Genomic DNA, 18,762 nt, shown 5'->3' with positions numbered 1-18,762 from the left:
GGCGGCTGTGGCTGGGGAGCCGCCGGCTGCGAACGGGGCTCCGGTTGCGGGACCGTCGGCTGCTGCTGGGGTACGGCCGGCCTCCGCTGGCCCTTCGCTCGTTTCGGTCTGCGTGGTGGCACGCTCCTCACCTCCGCACGGCTACCGGACCGACACACTACGCCATAGTGGACCGGGCGCGGCTCGGCAGTGCACCGGTCAGCGGGGCGCGCTGCCGAACGCGCTGGACAGGTAGGCGCGGGAGTCGGCGAGCGCGCCCTCGATGATCCGGGCCGCCTCGCGGGCCTCCTCGGGCCGGTGCCCGGCCTGCACCTGGAGCCGGAACCGGGACGAGCCGGTCGGGGTCACCGGGAACTCGACCATGAACGCCAGTACCCCCCGGTCGAAGAGCAGCCGGTTCGCCGTACGGGCCAGTTTCTCGTTGCCGATCAGCAGCGGCACGATCGGCGACGGCTCACCCATGCAGGTCAGGCCCCGTCCGGTCAGCTCGTCGCGCAGGGCGTGGATCGCGGTGAAGAGCCGGTCGCGCAGCACGTCCCCCTCGGGCGAGCGGATGATCCTGGCCGCCTCGCGCACCACGGCGGTCTGCACCGGGGACAGCGCGTTGGAGAAGAAGTGCGAGCCGCCGAACATCTTGACGTACTGCTTCAGGGCCGGCGAGCGGGACGCGACGAAGCCGCCGTTGGAGCAGAACGTCTTGGAGAAGGCGCCCATCACGATGTCGACCTCGCCGAGCAGGCCCTGCATCCCCAGCACGCCCGTGCCGCCCGGTCCCATCGAGCCCAGGTCGTGCGCCACGTCGACAAGCAGCGTGGCGTCGTGTTCCCGGCAGACACGTTGCAGGGTGACCAGGTCCGGCCAGTCGGCGTCCACCGAGAAGAGCCCGTCGGTGACCACCAGGATGCCGTTGCGGCTGTCGGTGGCCCGGATCTCGGTCAGGTGCCGGCGTACCGCCTCGACGTTGAGGTGTTCGTAGCGGACCACGTTGCGGGTGGCCGCCCGCGCACCCTGCTGGAGGCAGGAGTGGGCCAGCCGGTCGATCAGGATGTGGTCGGACTGCCGGACCAGGCCGACGACCGCGCCGAAGCCGGCGGCCCAGCCGGTCGGGAAGAGCGTCACGTGGTCGAGCCCGACCAGGTCACCGAGGGCGGCTTCCAGGTCGTCGGAGATGCGGGTGTTGCCGAGCACCATCGGCGAACCGGCGCTGTGCGGCCCGTAGTCGTGCATCGCCCTGGCCGCCGCCTCCCGGATCGCCGGGTGGGTGTTGAACGACAGGTAGTCCTGCGAGTTGAAGTTGATGCCCCGGGCGCGTCGGCCCAGGTCGTTGGTGATCTGGGCGACGCTGTCCGGCGCGGCCTCCAACACCCGGGAGTACTGCCAGGTCTCGGTACGGCGGCGGGCCTGCACCCAGTCGTAGAAGTCCTCGGTACGGGTCAGCAGGTTGCGCCCGGCGGGTCGGTAGAAGTCGTACGCGTTCTTGTCCAGCGCGTACTCCTCGTCGGGGTCGACGGGGTTGCGCAGGTGGGCCGGCTCCCACATCTCGGTCAGGTCCTCGACGACCCGGGCCAGCTCCCCGTCGGCCCCGTCGAGGGCGGCGAGGTCGTCCCAGGGGATGTGGGTGGCCCAGTTGCGGGTCATCTCGGAGACCTCCGACGCGGTACGCGCCATGGTCTCGAAATCCCCCCGCCCGGCCGCCTGGAGGATGATCCCGATCAGTTCGCCGTCTTCACGCTGGTCCAGCTCGATGGTCACGGTGTCGTCTCCCTGGTGCGTGTTCAGGCGAACAGGTTCTGCTGGTACATGCGGGACGTCTCGGCGAAGTCGGCGAAGACCGGGTGGTCGGCGGATGACTCCTTCGCGGCGTCGTTGAGCAGGAAGAGGTTGGACGCCTGGAAGAACTCCGACACCGGGGCGACGTCGGCGTGGGTGGCGATGAACCTGTCGGTCTCCTGCTGGTTGCCGCGCAACGCGACGAAGAGCTGCAACTCGTCGTGCCGGTACGGGCGCATCTCGGCCAGCGTGCAGACGTAGTCGTGGTAGGCGGCGGCGTTCTGGCTCCGGCGGCGGCTCTCGTACCCGGTCATCGCCTCGTCGATGGACGCGGTACCGCGCAGCCATCCGTCGAGGGCGGCGCTGACCAGTTCGGCGTCGCGGAAGGCGTGGGTCATGCCGATCGCCGTGCACTGGTCCTTGGCCGACTCGGCGTCCCCGACGAGCACCCAGCCGGGGCCGTGCAACGGCCGGAGGAAGGCCGACTGGTCCAGGGTGCCGTAGATGCGTTCCTGCCGGGTCCCCTTGAGCCGGACCACCTCGCCCAGCTCGGGGCTGACGAAGTCCAGCGCCTTCTGGTAGTTGCCCGGTACGTCGGCGCGGAACTCCCGGGACCACTCACTCGGCCCCCAGACCAGGACCATGTTCTGGTCGAAGTTGGTCGGCACCACCGCGCAGGCCAGCCGGCCGCGCCGGTGCAGCTGGGCCGGGCCGAGGTCGAAGCCGGACCAGTAGCTCCAGTAGGCGAACGTGCAGCGGGGCCGCTCGTCGTACTTCGGCAGGTCGAGCGCGCGGGCGACGAACGAGTTCCGGCCGTCCGCGCCGACCACGATCCGGGCCCGCTCCTCGACCGGTTCCCCGTCGACGCCGCGCCCACGGATGCCGACGACCTGTCCGTCCTCGACGATCAGCTCACGGACGGTGACGTTGGTGCGTACCTCGGCACCGGCCCCGGCCGCCGCGTCGACCAGGATCTGGTCGAGCACCCGACGCCGCACCGAGGCGTAGCTCTGCACCACTCCCGAGTCGTCGCCGTGCAGGTCCCGGAAGTACTCCCGCAGCAGCTCCGGCGGCACCGAACCGCTGAGCCGGATGCCGTCGTTGACCACCTCGACTGTGGTGTGGGCCGGGGTGACCGCCAGGACCTCGTCCAGCAGACCCCACCGGTTGAGGTAGGACATCCCGTGCGGCCAGAGGAAGTGCGTCGAGATGACGTCGCTGGGGAACGAGGCGCGGTCCACCACCAGCACCCGGTGGCCCTGCCGGGCGAGCAGCAGCGCGGTGGACGCGCCCGCGCAGCGGGCACCGATCACGATCGCGTCGTACATCTGTATCGGTCCTTCGTCGGCGGTGGCGGCGGGAGCGCTTGCCTGGCAACGGCTGCGGGCAACATACCGTACGTCCACAGTGGATTTAAAAGACGAGGTGTCGCCCATCCGACGGTGACTGACACTCACGGCCGATCCCCGATCGTCGCGCTCCACCGGACGATCGCCGTCGCCGAGGTGCACGGACCGGTGGCGGCCTTCGCTGTGGGGCCGACGTCCCAGCGACCGGACTCGGCAAGATGTGAGCATGGAAAATGACGCCCGGCGTTCCGACTGCGTCTTCTGCGCGATCGTCGCAGGACGGGAACCGGTGATATTGGTGTACGAGGACGAGCAGGTCATCGCGTTTCCGCCGGTCCGGCCAGCTGCGGTGGGGCACACCCTTGTGGTGCCGCGGCGGCACCTCCGCGACTTCTGGGACGGGGAAGCTGCTGACGTCGCGCCGGTGGCGAGGGCGGCCTCGGTCGTTGGTGCGGCGATCAGGCGGGCCCTGCGCCCGCAGGGCATGAATCTCATCAGCTCGGCGGGTGAGGTCGCGACGCAGTCGGTGTTCCACCTGCATCTCCACGTCGTACCGCGGTGGAAAGACGACCACATGGGACGGATCTGGCCGACCCGCCCTCCGCAGCAGGCGTCAGCACGGGAACGTATCGCCGAGCTGATTCGGGCTGAGCTGGCGGAGCTCAGGCCGTGATGGCCGCGATCGCGACGAAGACCAGGGCGATTCCCACCATCGTGCCGTAGAACGCCATCAGGGTGACCGACCGCGCCGCGCCGGCCCAGGTGATCTGGGCCCGGAACCGCAGCGGACTCATCGCCATCGGCTCCACCGTCTCGTCGGCGAGCCGGACGGCATCGTAGAGTCGCCGGAACAATCGTTCCTGGCGCAGGTAATAGCCGTCGACGCACCAGAACACGAGGACCTGCAGCAGCAGACTCGCCGCCACCGGCCAGCTGTGCCGCTCGACCGACGCCACGAGCAGGGTGACCGACATCGTCGTCGTCCACCCCTTCACCAGCAGCGACGTGTTGGCCATTCGGGCAATCACCTCCTGGAGGAACTCGAGGTGCTTCATACGAGGGGCATCGGAACCGGCACTCACAGAGTGTCCCTCCATAACGGGCGAAAGCTCGACGGGCGGTTGTCGCGGAACGGATCGGCGTCGACACTGTATGGATGGATTTCCCGCTGCGGTTCGGCGATGAGCTCCGCCGGCTCCGGCACGAGGCGGGCCTGTCGCTCGATGACCTGGCGCGTCGTGTCCACTACAGCAAGAGCCATCTGAGCAAGGTCGAAAACGGTAGGAAGGAACCGTCGGACCAACTTGCCCGGCAGTGCGACGCGGTGCTGCGCGCCCACGGGGCCCTGCGTCGGCTCGGCGGGCCGGTCCGCCCGCATGAAGAGACACCCTCCACGGAGCAGACGCCAACCGGGAAACACCGGCACCCGCTGGCCCAGGTGACCGAGGACTGGACGCTGACCCTCGACGGCAGCGGTGCGGGTCGGCTCACGGTCGTTCCGGTCGATGACGTGAGCGCGGCCGAGGTCAGTCACTGGAACGCGTCGGCTGGCGGGGGCCTGTCGGCCGGCACCCTGGAGGGATTCCGCGCCATCTTCGGCGAACTGCGCAGGCTCGGCCAGCGGCAGTCGCCCACGCTCGTCCTGCCGGCCACGCTCGCCCAGACCCACACCTTGCGGAGGCTCGCGACGACGGTGAGCGCCGACGAACGGCCGGCCGTCCTGGTGCTCGCCGCCCGGTTCGCCGAGTACGCGGGCTGGTGCCTGCAGGAGGCGGGTGACGACCGCGCCGCGCTGGCCTGGACGGACAGGGCAGCGCATCTCGCCGCGGCCGGTGGTGACACCCAGTTCGTGGCGTACGCGGACGTCCGCCGAGCACTGGTTTCCCTGTACCGCCACGACGCGTCCCAGACGGTGGCACTGGCGCGACGAGCCGGAGCCGCCGCTGTCGACCACCGCATCCGTGGGCTTGCCGCCCAGCGGGAGGCGCAGGGTCACGCGCTCGGTGGAGATGAGCATTCCTGCCGACGGGCTCTCGATCAGGCGGCGGAAGAGCTGGCGCTCGCGCCCGTGCCGGCGGGCACACCGGTGGTCGGCACGTCGTCGCTGAGCGACCCGGCGGGGATGGCTCGCGGCTGGTGCCTGTACGACCTCGGTCAGCCGGCCGAAGCGGTGCGGATTCTCGAACAGCAGCTTGGTTCGGTGCCCCCGAATGCGCTCCGCACCCGGGTCCGGTTCGGTGTTCGGCTGGCGCTCGCGTACGCCGACGCGGCCGAACCAGAACGAGCCTGCGCCGTGGTGACCGCCCTGCTCGAGCCAGCGGTTCACGTCGACTCCGCCACCGTGCGGTCCGACCTCGCGCGGCTGGGCCACCTGCTCACCCGGTGGCGCCGCGAGCCCGACGTCCGTGAATTGTTGCCGACATTGCACGCCGTCCTGCACGTACCCAGCATCAGCTAACTGTGGCGGCGGATGCTGGCGTTTCCACCCGCCCCGTCCGTTGGGCAACGGGAAACCCCTGTGGCACGGATCCGGTCTGGCCGAATCCATGCGTACCGTATGAGGCCGGAGATGCGAGGGGGTGGCAAAAACGGAGCCTCACGGTTGACTCAGCGCTGCCGCACTGGTGTCGCCGACACTTTCGACCAGTTGACCGGCGACGGCACGCCGGCCCCGTTCTGGCGGTGATCACCTCAATCCGTAAGCGCAGCCCTGTCGGAGATTGCGAAATCGCAGATGCACCTCACCGAAGCGGGTCGAGCGACCCTTCCGCAGGGTCAGCAGTGCCGGCGTTCCGGTGTGCGTGGCCTCTCCGATCGATCCGCCAGCACCGTGAGCTTCGACCGGCGTCCGGCGAGAAGATACCACCGTCAACCGGCGTACGATGCGTGTCAATCAGCGAGTGGCCCCGGGGGTGCAGCGTCACCTGCCCTATCAAGCTGGGAAATCCGCACACCTGACCGACGCCTGTCCTTTGGTCCTCGGGCCTCCGATTGACCGCTGTCCAGGTCGTCCGCAGTGCTCGATTTCTCGTCCCGTCGTCCAGTCCGGTACCCACCGGACAACCGCTTGCTGACGACTGGTCGCGACTGCGACGCTGTCGATCCGGCAAGGAATGACACTTCGTCGACGAGCGGTCCGTTGCTGACCGAGGCGGCGGATGGGCCGCGATCCTGTGCTCACCGTTGCGAGTGATTCCCCTGTCCTGCATCCGATAGTTCGAGAGGTTTCGTGACCATGATTGATATTGTCGTCAACTACCGCACCGCCGACGAACCGCTCGCGGCTCTGCTCATCGACCAGGCGCTCAGAAGTCGCATCGGTGAGCGTGTTTTCCGTGACTACCAAACGATAAGCCCAGGCGAGCGCTATCCGGGCAGGATCTGGGCAGCGATCCGGGAGTGCCGCATCCTCGTCGCCGTGATCGGAAGCCGCTGGTTGCAGACAGGTGAGAACGGTCGGCGCCGTATCGACGACCCGTCCGACTTCGTGCGTCGGGAAATCGCCGAGGCGTTGCGCCGTGGCATTCGGGTGGTGCCTGTCCTGGTCGGTGACGCAAAATTGCCGATCCCGGAAGACCTGCCGGAGGATCTGCGTGGCCTGCCGCTGCACCAGTACCGGACCCTCCGGTTTCGGGGCATCGAGCAGGACATCGAACGTGTGGCGGACGAGCTCGTTGCCCTTCTCGGTGGGCCACCGGTCGCAGAAACGGGGCAGGGGGCGAAGCGACGCCCCGACGACGCGCCGACGGGGCAGTCGACGGTCACCAACAACTTCCACAAGCAGGTCAACGCCGATCATGCGGTGTTCGGCGTGGCGGTGCACCGGGGTGAGTAGGCCGATGCCGGGCGAAGCCGCCCAACCCGATCCGACCGCCACGGCCGCCGCGCACAGGTCGTCGTCACCGGAGTCCCCCTTCCCGGCGCCCCCACCGGGTCAGCCGGGCGGGCGGCCAGCAGAGGCACCGGTCGTCGATTCGCCGGCCTCGGAGTCCGCTGCGTCGGACGACTCCGACGACGCGCCGGAGCGGACGGCGGAATCGGCTCTCGGCCTCGACAGCCTGGCCGACGACACCGCGATGCCACGCGGGGCGCAACGGACCGCGGGCCACGGACGATCCGACGACGTGACCGACCGGATCGCCGCCGTCACCAACAACTTCTACGGCGGTGTGGCAACCAACGGTGCCGTATTCGGTGTTCAGGACGGAAGCGAGCGCCGGGCGGGCGGCCACCGGAAGGTCACCGGCCGGCTCGACCCGGAGGAGACCGAGGCCGTCGTCGACCGCTACGCGAGACCGCCGTGCTTCGACGGGGTGCTCAAGAATCTGCGGCACAACCGGGTCGTGGTCATCGAGGGTCGGTCGGGTGTCGGAAGGCGCGCGGGCGGGATCAACCTGCTCCGCCACGTCACGGACGGTCCGCTCATCGTGCTGTCACCGACCCTGTCCCCCAGGGAACTCGCGGAGCGCACGTACAGCGCGGGTTACGGCTATCTCATGCTCGACCACGTACCGGAACGGCAGCGGATCGACCTCGATTTCACCTGGTCGAATGTGAAGGAACGCATCCACGAATCGGAGGCACATCTCGTCATCACCACCTCGGTGATCGGTGCCGTGACGACCGGATCGGTGCCGCACCTCGCCTGGGAGGTGCCGGCGCCGGAAAAGGTGCTGCGGGCGCAGCTGGGCGACATCGAGGGCGTCGAGACGGTGGTGCACGACGTGATCGCCGCGCTCGGCGACGACACCTCACTGACGAACCTGGTAGCCGTGGCTCGGATGATTCGTGACGAGCACCTGTCCACCGGTGAGGCGCTGGCGAGGCTCGACGAGAGGGTGGGCCGGCGCGTCCTGGAATGGTTCGCCGGCCGACCCGGACACCGGGACATCATCGCCGTCGCGGCCCTGTGCTTCCTCGAAGGCGCCGACGTGCGGACGTACGAGACGTCGCTGGAGCGGTTGCACGAGGTGATGGCGGACCGGGTCACCGACGGGCGGGCCAAGGCGGAGATCCGCAAGGAGGACGCCGACATCTTCGGTGAGCGTGAGTCCCGGGTGCACGGCGGCGGCCTGCTGGAGATACGCACCGCGCCCTGGATGGGTGCGACGGTCCAGGTCATCACCTTCACGAACGAGGCCTTCCGCCGGCACGTACTCGCGGAACTCTGGCGCACCCAGACGATCCACTTCTGGGACGCGATCCGTGAGTGGCTCACTGAGGTGATCACCGAGGACGAGGACAGTCACGTCACTGTGGCCAGCGGCCTGGCCTGGCTCGCCTGCTCCAGCGTGCATGAGGTACTGCGCTGCTATGTCGAGCCGTGGGCCGCGGGTACGAGAGGCTGGGCCGGTCAGGTGACGGCCACCTACGCCCTGTGGTACATGTGCCACCGGGAGGGCCTGCAGGCCATCGCCCTGCGGATGGCAGTGGCCTGGTCCCGCAGTCGGGACGTGCATCGACAGCGGACGGCGGTGATCGCGTTCGGCGGCGAGCTCGGCGTGTTCTTCCCGTCCGAGGCGGTGAACCGGCTGTGGCAGATCATGTCGCAGAACGGTGAGCTGTGGCCGGCCGGGTGCGCGGCGATGGCTGCACTGTTCGCCACGCTCAGCGACGACGAGGACGGCGACCCGGCCACCGTGCTCAACCTGCTGGACAAGAAGATGAGTGACTTCGGCACCGGTGACGGGCCGAAGGACCGCAGAGGTCCCGTGCCGGCGAACCAGCTCACTCGGCTGCGGAATCTCACCATGACGGCGGCCATGGCGGTCGTCCTATCCCGGAGCATCCGCACCGGTCGTCCTGCGATCGTCGAGTACCTGGACGCGAATCCGAATCGACTGCCGGTGATCGCCCGTATCTGGGCCGGTGTACTCGTCTTTCGCCCGCTCCGGTGGGAGGCCTTCTACGCGCTGCGGCATGGGCTGCACGCGCTGCGGGACATCAGCGCGGAGCCCGCGACGCGCGCCCGCGATCTCGGCACCGCCCTGGCCGACGCCCTACCGCCACGGGAGCGGCACACGTTCAAGGACGCATTCATGCAGGTGGACGAGCAGGCACGCAAGGGCCGAAAGGAACCGCTCGCCGAGGTACTCGTCGCCTGTCTCGACGCTATCGCCAGAAAGATCTATCCCGGAGGAACCGCATGACCGCCCCCTACCCCATCCTTGAACGCCGGACGCTCAACCCGGCCGAGAAGACCCGGTGGCTCGGCCGGCGCCGCCACCGGGCCGAGGATCTGCCGCGTCCCTCCGCGCACCAGTCCCTGGTGTACCGGATCGGCGGGGAACTCGTCGTCGACGACGGTCGGATCGTCCCGACCGACGAGCGATTCCTCAATGCCACGAACGTGAGCATCGTGGACATGCGTCGTGACGCTCTTGTGGTGGCCTCCCTGCGCATCCCGTCGGCGGATGCGTCGTACTTCGAGGTGCTGGTGACGTTCCGGTGCACGGTGACCGATCCGGTCGCCGTGGTCAGCGGTGGCGTGGACGCGTACGAGGCGCTCCAGGGGCATCTCAAGGCGCACAACCGGATCTTCGAGCTGGGGCTCGACCACAGACTGACCCAGGTGAACACCGTCCGTCGACTGGTGAGTGCGCAGGTCAGAGCGTATCTGACCCATGTGCCGGCGAGGGTATCCGGCATGCAGGCCCGGTTCGCCAACGTCGAAGTGAGCAGTCCCAAGGCGATCGTCGACTTCGAGGATGACGTGCGCAGGTCGACATTCGCGCATCGGCTGGACTGGAACGAACTCGAGTACCTGCAACGCAAGGAGATGAGCACGACGGCGCACAGCCAGTCGCTGGAGAGCGGCCGGCGTGACCACGAGTTGGACCTCGACGGCCGGTCCCACGATCACGATCTGGGCAAGACGTCCTCGGCCTCCGCGCAGGAACTGGAGATCGAGGAATGGCGGCACGCGCACGGCCTGCGCAAGGCATCGACGGAAGCGGATCATGAGCTGGAACTGATCCGACGCCGCGGGGAGGTGGCCCGGAGCGAGTTCGACAAGAACGTCGAGATGATCAACGGCGATCCCAAACGGGCGCTGCTGGCCGCGTACGCCGCCGGTCAACTCGACGCGCAGGGGCTGGCCGCCAGCCTCAAGGCGATCGACGACAGCGCCCGGGAGCATGCGGTGCGGGACGCGGTACAGGAACGTGAGTCCCAGCTCGCACTGCGGGCGGCCAGCCTCGAAGAACGCAAGGTGGAACGGGGCTGGCAGCAGGAGGACAACGAGCGCCGGGCGGAGCAGGAGCGCCGGCGCGAGACGCAGAAGCGGGTCGACGCGCAGAGGCGCGAGAAGGAGGCCCGCGAGGACCGGCTGCGCCAGGAGCGGATGGAACGAGAGGACGCCCAGCGCATCGACACCATGCGTTTCGAGATGCTCAAGACGATGACCGCCCAGGGGCATTTCAACACCACCGACCTCGGCGGCAGCTCGCTCTTTGCCGAGGTCATGCACATGCCACAGCCCGAGGTCGACGACCGGCGGGCGGCGGCGGTCGATGGACGTTTCCCGTCCCCAGAGGAGATCGAGAGCGGAGAGGACCGAAGCGGCGGGGTACTCGAAGAAGATGAGTGACGGGAAGCGCTTCCTACCCCGGACGGACGAGGACACCGGCGTGCTGAAGCGGGGTCCGTATCGGCCGGGGAAACCGGCGCGACGCGGCGTCGGGTACTTCCTGCGCCACATCGCGGGTGTCGAGGAGTCGATCCTCGACTGGGCTCCTGAGGAAAGGCACCGGTACAGCCTGCTCGGCGGGGTCCTGCTCAACACCGGCCTGATGGCGGCACTGTCGATGCTGGTACTGCTCGGCTCGCACAGCGTGCCGGTCGCGGCGTTGATCCCGGCCGCGATGCTGTGGGGCCACGTGATTCTCACGCTAGACCGTCGGCTTGTCGCCGACACGCACGGCACGAGCGGCATGCGGGCCGGTATGTTCCTCGCCCGGCTGGCGATCTCGATCCTGATGGGTGTGGTCGTCGCGGAACCGCTGCTGCTGTGGATGTTCAGCTCGGATGTGAACACCCAGATCGGCAAGGAACGCACCAGCCTGATCGACACGTATGAGGGCACCCTGAAGCGGTGCAACACGCTCTCCGGAGAGCCGCCCGCCGACCCTGCCGGCTGCACCCGGGAATTCGCGCTCAACATTCCTGGGCCACCCCAGCCCCTGCTGGGAAGCAAGTCAGCCAAGGAAGCGGAACGGGTCGAGATCCAGGAGGCGATCAAAGTCATCGACGCCGAGATCAGACGGCGAGAGGACCTCGCCCGTCGGGAATGCAACGGTACGCGGGGAACCGGTCTCAGCGGCCAGGTGGGCGAGGGGCCGAACTGCCGGCAGTTGCGCAGCGAGACGGCGACGTACATCGCCGACAGCGGGAGGTCGCGGCGGCAGGCGGAACTGGATGCGACCAGCGCCGAGATCGCCAAGATTGACGGTCAGCTGAGCACCGTCAGGCAGGTCTACGCCGAGGCGGTCACCGCGACGATCAAGGAGAAGACGGAGGGGAAGGCGGCGAAGCTGGAAAAGCCGGGTCTGCTCGACCAGAGCCGGGCCCTGGAACACCTCACCAGCGAGAACCGCTCCGTACTGGTCTACTCCTGGTTGCTGCGGCTGCTGCTGGTCTTGGTGGACGCGCTGCCCGTGATCATCAAGAGGCTGAGCCGGTTCAGCACGTACGACGGCATGCTCTCCCGTCAGCTGATCGTCGACGACAGGTTGCATGAGAGGACGCTGAAGTACCACGTCGAGCGGGAAATCGGCGATCTCGACGTGCAGATCCAAGAGAACGAGCAGGCCGTCCGGCTCCGGAAGGAACGGATCGAGGAGCATGGTCGCGACGCCGAAGCCGACCGCCAGGCCGGGCTCGACGCGCAGATCGAGGAGTTGGCTCGCCGGTTGCGTGGTGATGCCTAGTACTCAACGTCACCTGGCTTCGGCGTTGGGCGTGGCGCGGGCATGAAGACGGCCACCGCGTTGCTACGCACAGCGGTGTGGGACGCCGACGCCGTCCGCGAGGACGTGCGAGAGTGGCTGGTCGAACAGTTCGGCCACCCCGACGCGGTGCTGGCCTGCGACGAGACCGGGTTCCTGAAGAAGGGCCTGTGTTCGGTCGGGGTGCAGCGGCAGTACACCGGCACCGCCGGACGTGTCGAGAACAGCCACCGCCACCGCGCAGCAAACCCACGCCGACGCGGAGATCATCGCGTTGACCGTCGCCGAGATCCGCCGACTCCTCAACGCCCTCGTCCTCGCCGTGGCGCTACCGCCAGAGCACATCCTGCACTGGTCGATCTGGCGACGAACATCCCAAGCCCGAGCCCGCCGATCCCACTACCAGCGCAGACAGGCCAAGTGACACTGGAGTAGCTGCCGTCGACCGGTCGGATCAGCCGGACGCGGACGTCTGCACCGTGGCGCCGCCTATGGAGCGGACGCCGTCCGACTCCGCCGGGCCGTACCTGCCGGGGGCTGCGCTCGCCCGGTCTACCCGAACTTTATGTAGTACCGGTGGCCACCTCCGGGCGGGGTGCCGCAGCGGCGGACCAGTGCCGGATCGCGGTGAGTTCGCTGCACCCCGCCGAGAGCACTTTGTGCAAAGGCATCGGGTGGCGGCGGCCGGATGTGCGCGGTGACGTGAACGGGCGCTGGCGTGGCGGCGTGAGATCGTGACTGCGGGGCCGACGGGCCCGACCGGCAGAGACGAGCGGTCGGTAATATTCGGGTAGCCTGTGGCGCAGCGGGCCGTTAGCTCAATGGCAGAGCTGAGGACTTTTAATCCTTAGGTTCTGGGTTCGAGTCCCAGGCGGCCCACCATCTGAACTGGGAAAATAGCCAGACGTCACTTCTTATCGACGACCCCTTAAGGGGCCATTGTCGGATTTGGGCCGGAGTATATGAGCACCCGCCGAGCACCCCAGCCAGGAATGGCAGTAGGCCTAGGGATCCCTCTCGCGCCCGGCTCGTCCAAGCGGTCAGCAGTCGCCTGCACTGCCAGCGCTTCGGTCGTTGGCTGGTCTGGTGCCATAGTCGAGTAGGTCGCTGGTGCGGCGGGAGAGCTCGGCGAGCCGGTCGTCGGCCTGCTCTCGGTGGAGTCGTACCCAGTCCCTGCCCTCTGCCGCGACGCCCTCCAGCACGTGCAGGGTTTGGCGGAGTCCCGAGGCGTCGATGGTCAGTTCGGTGACTGGGCCGGGGTCCTCGTTTGGTGCGGTCGGTTCGGTGTCGGTCCCGGTTACTTGCATGGTGATCGTCTCGCCGCTGTTCAGCGCCAGGTGGAAGGTCGGACGCCGCCCGTGATGACGCCCGCTTGTGCGCCGACGAAGGCGCTGCCTTGGGCGACGTTGTGGGTGGAGTGCGTTGTCACGCTATGCCTCGCGCGGCCGTGATGATCATCGCCAGCCTGACGGCCAGTTCAGAGACGTCGGCAACCAGGCCTTGCAGCCGCTTGAGGGACATCAGGAACCCGCTGCGGTTGGTGGCGGATCCGTCTCGTAGGCAGCCGGTCGCCGCGTCTAGTGCTGTGACCGGAAACGTTGGCCGGGTTGGGTGACACGCCGGTCAGTGGTCGTGGTGGTGGCTGGTGGAGGGTTCAGGCTGTCGGGATGGCAGAACCTGTCCGGGCTCGTCGGCTCAGTGATGACGAGGGCCGGCGACTACAGCAGATCGTGCGGCGTGGGACCGGGTCTCCGATCCGGTTGCGTCGGGCGATGGTGATCATGGCTTCGGCCAGTGGGAACACCGTCGCGGCAATCGCCCGCCTGGTCCAGGGGGACGAGGACGCGGTCCGTGAGGTGATCCACCGGTTCAACGAAATGGGCCTGGCCTGCCTGGACCCTCGGTGGGCGGGTGGCCGTCCCCGCCGAATCAGTGAAGACGACGAAGCGTTCATCGTCGCGACGGCCAAGACCAGACCGCAAGCGCTCGGCCAGCCGTTCACCCGGTGGAGCCTGCGCAAACTCGCGGACTACCTGGCTCACAACCACGGCCCGCGTCGGGTGCTCGTGGGCCGGGAACGGCTACGGGAGTTCCTGCACCGCCACGACATCACCTTCCAGCGGACGAAGACTTGGAAGGAGACCAACGACCCGAACGCTGAGGCGAAACTCGCCCGGATCGAGGCGGTGACCACGGCGTTCCCGGACCGGGTCTTCGCCTTCGACGAGTTCGGGCCGCTGACGATCCGGCCACACGCTGGCGCGTCCTGGACTCGGGCCGGGCATCCGGACCGGCTCCCCGGCAACTACCACAAGCTGCACGGGGTCCGGCAGTTCCACGCCTGCTACAGCGTCGGCGACGACACCCTCTGGGGTGTCGTGCGCCGGCGAAAGTCCGCGGCGAACACCCTGGCAGCGCTCAAGAGCATCCGGGCCGCCCGCCCTGACGGCGCGCCGGTCTACGTCATCCTGGACAACCTCTCCGCGCATCGCGGCGTCAAGATCCGGCAGTGGGCGGCCCGGAACCGGGTCGAGTTGTGCTTCACCCCGACGTACTCGTCGTGGGCGAACCCGATCGAGGCGCACTTCGGACCGCTGCGGATGTTCGTCGTGGCCGGGTCGAACCATCCCAACCATCCCGCCGCGACCCAAGCCCTGCACAACTACCTGCGCTGGCGCAACGCCAACGCCCGTCACCCCGACGTCCTCGCCGCCCAACGCCGCGAACGAGCCCGGATCCGCTCCGAACGACAACGCCGCTGGGGTCAGACCCCCGCCAAAACGGCGGCCTGAAACCGGCCAACGTTTCCGGTCACAGCACTAGCTCTGCCTCGGCTGCTGCGTAGGTCTCCTCGTCCAGCCGGCCATCCAGGCACGCCTGCTTGAGCCGCTCGGCCGGGTGGGGCGTCGCGGACCGCCATCGCCACATAGACGGACGGTGTTACGTTGAAGCCGTCCACTGACGACGGTTGGGGGTGCGCATGGCGGAGACTGCCGGGCGGGTGCTGCCGGTCTACCTGGTGGCGGACGAGTCCGTCTCCATGACGCCGGTGGTGGGTGAGCTGAACGCCGGGCTCCAGTCGCTGCACGACGCCCTGCTGCGCGAGCCCCTCGCGGCGGCCAAGGTCAGGTTTTCGATCATCGGCTTCTCCGAGGACGTGATCGTCCACTCGGCCCTGTCCGACCTGCGCAACGAGACGGCGCTGCCGCAGTTGTCGGTACGGGCCGGGACCGCCTACGGCGTCGCGTTCAGTCTGCTGATCGACCGGATCCCGGCCGACGTGCGGGCCCTCAAGCGGGAGGGCTTCGCGGTGCACCGGCCGGCGGTGTTCTTTCTCAGCGACGGGCAGCCGACCGACCCGGGCCAGTGGGAGCCGGTCTACGCCGAGTTGACCGACCGGGAGCGCACCCCGACCGCGCCGAACATCATCGCGTGTGGCATCGGTGAGGCGCGTGCCGAGACGATTCTGCACGTGGCGACCCGGCCGGAGTTCGCGTTCGTGGCCACGCCGGGGGTGGAGGTGGGCTTCGCGATCGCCGAGTTCTGCACCGCGCTGACCCGCAGCGTCATCAGGTCGGGGCAGGCCGTCGGGGGTGACACCGCAGAGCTGGTCGTGGAGCGGCCGGACAGCTTCCGGATGGCCGTGGACGTGGTGTGAGCTTCGACTGGGCGCCGCCGCTGATCGGGGTGCCGGGCCCGGAGGTGCCGGCCCGTGCCCCGCAGACGCAGCCGTACCGGCCGGACACCGTGGTCGACGGCTGGGCGGCGGCCGGCTTCGAGGTACGGGGGGCCTCGGTGCGCGGGCCCGGCCACCGGGCGTCCGGCGTACCCCGGCAGGATGACTTCGCGCTGGCCACGGTGGCCGGTTCGGTGATCGCGGTGGTGGCCGACGGGGTCTCGAACGCCCCGCTGTCCCACCTGGGCGCGACCATGGTGTGCCGGACGGTCGTCGACTACCTGCTACGCGCCGACGACACCGTCGACTGGCACGACCTCCTGCGCTGCGCGGGCTGGGCACTGGTGGAGTACGCCGGGCGGCAACTGGGCGAGACCGATCCGCATCGGGCCGAGACGCTGCTGGCCAGCACCGTGGTGGTCGCCCTGGTCCGGCCGGACGGCCCCGGGCGGGCGGTCGCCCACCTGGTCCGGGTCGGCGACTCGGCCGCCTGGCGGCTGCGCGACGGCGGCTGGGAGCCGCTGTTCACCGACCCGGCCGACCCGCAGGACGAACTGCTCCCGGACGGCGTCGCTGCCCTGCCCCGGGTGCCCGCCGAGGTCGACCCGGTGGCGGTGACGCTCGCCGCAGACGACGTGTTGGTGCTGGCCACCGACGGCTTCGCCGAGCCGCTCGGCCCCGGCACCGGGAACCTCGGGCGGCTGTTCGGCGACGCGCTGACCACGCCTCCCGCGATGACCCGGCTCGCCTGGATGCTCGACTTCACCGGCGGGTCGTGGGACGACGACCGCACGGTGCTGGCCGTCTGGCCGGTGCCGCCCGAGCCGTCATGACCGGCCCGCTGCCGCCCGAGGTGAGCCTGTCCGCCCTCGGCCCGCGTACCCGGATCGGCACCGGCGGTCAGGGCACCGTCTACGCCCTCACCGAGGATCCCCGGTGGGTCTACAAGGAGTACGCGACCCGGTTCGTCGACGACGTCGACGTCACCACGTTGAACCGCTTCGTCCGGCTCGCCGCCGGGGCCGGGCCGGATGCGGAGACTCTGCTCGGTCTCGCCGCCTGGCCCACCGCGATCGTCCGCAAGGAGGGCGTGGTCCGGGGGTTCCTGATGCCACGGGTACCCGACCGGTTCCGGGTCCGCATCCAACTGCCGCGCGGACCGGACACCGTCCTGGCCCAGGTGCAGTACCTGTTGAACAGCGACGACTACCTGCTCGACCGTGGGCTGCACATCGACGACCGGCTGCGTCTCGAACTGCTGCGGGACACCGGCGAGGCGTTGACCCTGCTGCACCGGCTCGGCGTCTGCGTCGGCGACCTGTCACCGAACAACCTGCTGTTCAGCCTCGACTCCCGGCCCCGGTGCTACTTCATCGACTGCGACGCGATGCGGCTGCACGGCGACTCGGTGCTGGCGCAGGCCGAGACCCCCGAGTGGCACGTGCCGGACGCGGACGCCGAGGAACTGGCCACGCCCGCCAGCGACGCGTACAAGTTCGGCCTGCTCGCGGTGCGCCTGTTCGCCGGTGACCAGCAGACCCGTGACCCGGAGGCGGCCCGGCCGCGGCTCGACCGGCAACTGGTCACCCTCGCCGGCCGGAGCCTGGACCCCGCCCCGCACCTGCGGCCCGCTCCGCAGCAGTGGTCGGACGCTCTGGAGCGGAGCATGCGCCGCACCCCGCCGACGGCACCGCCGCAACGGGCTGCCGCTCCCCCGACCGGCCCGGAGCCGACCCGCCCGGACGACGCCCGCGCGGACCCGGTACGCCGCGTCGTCCCCGCGCCCGCGGTGGCCGGTCCCCGACCGGCCGGCCGAGGTTGGGGTCTGCTCGTCGCGGCGCTGGCCGCGATAGCGGTGATGGTCGGCCTGATCAGCGCCAACGACGACTCCCCGGACACGCCCTACCGGGCCGGGTCGGGTCTGCCGACGGGACTGGTCGGGCAACCGTCCTATCCCCGGCTGTCGCCGGGCATCCCGGGCCTGGCCACGCCCACCGGCGGTGCGGCCGGGGCGACCCGGTATCCCGGCCTGCCCCTGCCGACCCGAATCGACCTGGAGAAGCTCCTTCCGCTGGCCCGGCCCTGTCTCTTCAGCGACGTCAAGGTGGGCAGTGGCCTGAACCGGACGTCAGCCCGGACGAAGTCCTCGGTCACCGCCGTCCGTCGCTTCCTGTGCGGGATCAACGCCGACGCACCACGCCTGGACGACCGGAGCCGGACCCAGCTCGTCCGGGCCGCCACCCTGACGAAGAACGGCCCGTTCCCCGTCGCGACGATCATCGGCATCCGCACCGCGACCGGCGGCAGCCCTCAGGTCAACGTGGTGTTCGACCCGGACGGTGCCGGCTCGTCGTCCGGCTGCTGGCGCTCCCGGCTGTCGCTCGTCACCGACGACGACGGGTACGGTGTCGGCTCGCTCTCCGCGCCGGCCCGGTCGTACTGCCCGTGACCGCTGGCACCCTTGTGTAGAAGGTCGTTGACGGTGGCAGCGGTCGACGGTGGCAGCGGACGCCCCTGCTCGACAGGGAAACCCAGCTCCGCGACCAGGCCGCGGTGCCGCAGGTCGACGGTCGCCTCCACGATGTCGGCGAACAGGCCCGCCGCCGACCGGGCCCGCCGCCAGGAGACGACACCGAGGGTCACGCCGAGCACCGTCGCCGGCCACCACCACGGGGCCAGCGCGAGACAGAGCACCGCCCAGCCGGCCGAGGCGACGGCCCGGTCGAACCGGTCACGCGCCTGCATCACGTCGGTGCGCCCCTCGGGGGTGAGCAGCAGCCACAGGCGCGGCCAGATCAGACCCAGGCGGAGCCCGTACTGCGCGGCCACCCGGTCGTCGGCGAGCCGGATCCGGTCGCCGATCCAGGTGGGTCGGGCCGGCAGGTACACCGCCGGAACCACCCGTGCCCGCGCGGTGAAGCGGCGCGCGGCGGCGGCACGTCGGCGGGCGGTCAACGCGGTCGCGAGCCGGCGGGCCGGGCCGACCCAGGCACCCAGCCAGACGTGACGGACGACCCTGCCG

Annotated in this window: 14 protein-coding genes, 1 tRNA gene and 1 pseudogene; 13 read left to right on the top strand and 3 right to left on the bottom strand. The window is 69.6% G+C overall.

The genetic code is table 11. The features are described from left to right. Positions 1 to 198: 198 nt before the first annotated feature. Together OHQ87_RS23780 and OHQ87_RS23775 are read right to left on the bottom strand one after the other, a co-directional pair. On the bottom strand, positions 199 to 1,752 hold the full coding sequence (locus OHQ87_RS23780) for an aminotransferase class I/II-fold pyridoxal phosphate-dependent enzyme (protein ID WP_328341295.1): 1,554 nt from the start codon (positions 1,750 to 1,752) through the stop codon (positions 199 to 201). Positions 1,753 to 1,775: 23 nt separating this feature from the next. Next, the gene (locus OHQ87_RS23775) at positions 1,776 to 3,104 is read right to left on the bottom strand and encodes an NAD(P)/FAD-dependent oxidoreductase (RefSeq protein ID WP_328348969.1); all 1,329 of its coding nucleotides are present in this window, start codon (positions 3,102 to 3,104) and stop codon (positions 1,776 to 1,778) included. 241 nt (positions 3,105 to 3,345) lie between these two features. Here OHQ87_RS23775 and OHQ87_RS23770 point away from each other — a divergent pair, with 241 nt between their 5' ends. Continuing rightward, a complete protein-coding gene (locus OHQ87_RS23770) occupies positions 3,346 to 3,792 on the top strand; it encodes an HIT family protein (RefSeq protein ID WP_328341293.1) in 447 nt (148 codons plus the stop codon). On the opposite strand, the gene OHQ87_RS23765 is transcribed toward OHQ87_RS23770, so the two are convergent. After that, complete coding sequence (locus tag OHQ87_RS23765) at positions 3,782 to 4,174, bottom strand: hypothetical protein (protein ID WP_328341292.1); 393 nt, start codon at positions 4,172 to 4,174, stop codon at positions 3,782 to 3,784. The two genes, OHQ87_RS23770 and OHQ87_RS23765, sit on opposite strands and share 11 nt — an antisense overlap. A 101-nt stretch (positions 4,175 to 4,275) precedes the next feature. On the opposite strand from OHQ87_RS23765, the gene OHQ87_RS23760 reads away from it, so the two are divergent. The 12 genes and pseudogenes from OHQ87_RS23760 (at position 4,276) to OHQ87_RS23705 (ending at position 18,189) form a co-directional block, all read left to right on the top strand. Then, the gene (locus OHQ87_RS23760; protein ID WP_328341291.1) at positions 4,276 to 5,577 is read left to right on the top strand and encodes a helix-turn-helix domain-containing protein; all 1,302 of its coding nucleotides are present in this window, start codon (positions 4,276 to 4,278) and stop codon (positions 5,575 to 5,577) included. A gap of 777 nt (positions 5,578 to 6,354) precedes the next feature. Further along, on the top strand, positions 6,355 to 6,954 hold the full coding sequence (locus OHQ87_RS23755; RefSeq protein WP_328348968.1) for a toll/interleukin-1 receptor domain-containing protein: 600 nt from the start codon (positions 6,355 to 6,357) through the stop codon (positions 6,952 to 6,954). A 289-nt stretch (positions 6,955 to 7,243) separates the two neighbouring features. Next, a complete protein-coding gene (locus OHQ87_RS23750; protein ID WP_328341289.1) occupies positions 7,244 to 9,268 on the top strand; it encodes a hypothetical protein in 2,025 nt (674 codons plus the stop codon). Beyond that, complete coding sequence (locus OHQ87_RS23745; protein WP_328341287.1) at positions 9,265 to 10,707, top strand: hypothetical protein; 1,443 nt, start codon at positions 9,265 to 9,267, stop codon at positions 10,705 to 10,707. Before OHQ87_RS23750 ends, OHQ87_RS23745 begins: the two co-directional genes overlap by 4 nt. Further along, positions 10,700 to 12,046, top strand: coding sequence for a DUF4407 domain-containing protein (locus OHQ87_RS23740; RefSeq protein ID WP_328341285.1), 1,347 nt, complete (start codon positions 10,700 to 10,702; stop codon positions 12,044 to 12,046). The genes OHQ87_RS23745 and OHQ87_RS23740 overlap by 8 nt, the downstream gene beginning before the upstream one ends. Positions 12,047 to 12,106: 60 nt before the next feature. Continuing rightward, positions 12,107 to 12,289 (top strand): annotated as a pseudogene (locus tag OHQ87_RS23735) (transposase); the annotation flags it as partial. After that, positions 12,279 to 12,488, top strand: coding sequence for a hypothetical protein (locus OHQ87_RS23730; RefSeq protein WP_328349120.1), 210 nt, complete (start codon positions 12,279 to 12,281; stop codon positions 12,486 to 12,488). The pseudogene OHQ87_RS23735 and the gene OHQ87_RS23730, both read left to right, overlap by 11 nt. 383 nt (positions 12,489 to 12,871) lie before the next feature. Further along, positions 12,872 to 12,946: transfer RNA gene (locus tag OHQ87_RS23725), tRNA-Lys, on the top strand. A 785-nt stretch (positions 12,947 to 13,731) separates the two neighbouring features. Then, positions 13,732 to 14,856 carry an IS630 family transposase gene (locus tag OHQ87_RS23720; protein WP_145920661.1) on the top strand — a complete coding sequence of 375 codons (1,125 nt, stop codon included), beginning with the start codon at positions 13,732 to 13,734 and terminating at the stop codon, positions 14,854 to 14,856. Between the two features lie 188 nt (positions 14,857 to 15,044). Continuing rightward, positions 15,045 to 15,722 (top strand): vWA domain-containing protein, encoded by a 678-nt coding sequence (locus OHQ87_RS23715; RefSeq protein ID WP_328341282.1) that lies wholly within the window; start codon positions 15,045 to 15,047, stop codon positions 15,720 to 15,722. Then, positions 15,719 to 16,573, top strand: coding sequence for a protein phosphatase 2C domain-containing protein (locus tag OHQ87_RS23710; protein WP_328341280.1), 855 nt, complete (start codon positions 15,719 to 15,721; stop codon positions 16,571 to 16,573). Before OHQ87_RS23715 ends, OHQ87_RS23710 begins: the two co-directional genes overlap by 4 nt. Beyond that, entirely contained in the window at positions 16,570 to 18,189 is a 1,620-nt protein-coding gene (locus OHQ87_RS23705) for a hypothetical protein (protein WP_328341278.1), read from the top strand. The genes OHQ87_RS23710 and OHQ87_RS23705 overlap by 4 nt, the downstream gene beginning before the upstream one ends. The last annotated feature ends 573 nt before the right edge of the window (positions 18,190 to 18,762 follow it).

This window comes from Micromonospora sp. NBC_00421, from assembly GCF_036017915.1.
Lineage (GTDB): Bacteria > Actinomycetota > Actinomycetes > Mycobacteriales > Micromonosporaceae > Micromonospora.
This window is presented reverse-complemented; position numbering and strand designations above follow the sequence as displayed.

Bases quoted from the DNA above. Each gene is read 5' to 3' on its own strand.
- OHQ87_RS23770 (WP_328341293.1), top strand. From the start codon at position 3,346: ATGGAAAATGACGCCCGGCGTTCCGACTGCGTCTTCTGCGCGATCGTC.
- OHQ87_RS23765 (WP_328341292.1), bottom strand. From the start codon at position 4,174: ATGAAGCACCTCGAGTTCCTCCAGGAGGTGATTGCCCGAATGGCCAAC.
- OHQ87_RS23760 (WP_328341291.1), top strand. From the start codon at position 4,276: ATGGATTTCCCGCTGCGGTTCGGCGATGAGCTCCGCCGGCTCCGGCAC.
- OHQ87_RS23755 (WP_328348968.1), top strand. From the start codon at position 6,355: ATGATTGATATTGTCGTCAACTACCGCACCGCCGACGAACCGCTCGCG.
- OHQ87_RS23745 (WP_328341287.1), top strand. From the start codon at position 9,265: ATGACCGCCCCCTACCCCATCCTTGAACGCCGGACGCTCAACCCGGCC.
- OHQ87_RS23740 (WP_328341285.1), top strand. From the start codon at position 10,700: ATGAGTGACGGGAAGCGCTTCCTACCCCGGACGGACGAGGACACCGGC.
- OHQ87_RS23720 (WP_145920661.1), top strand. From the start codon at position 13,732: ATGGCAGAACCTGTCCGGGCTCGTCGGCTCAGTGATGACGAGGGCCGG.
- OHQ87_RS23715 (WP_328341282.1), top strand. From the start codon at position 15,045: ATGGCGGAGACTGCCGGGCGGGTGCTGCCGGTCTACCTGGTGGCGGAC.
- OHQ87_RS23705 (WP_328341278.1), top strand. From the start codon at position 16,570: ATGACCGGCCCGCTGCCGCCCGAGGTGAGCCTGTCCGCCCTCGGCCCG.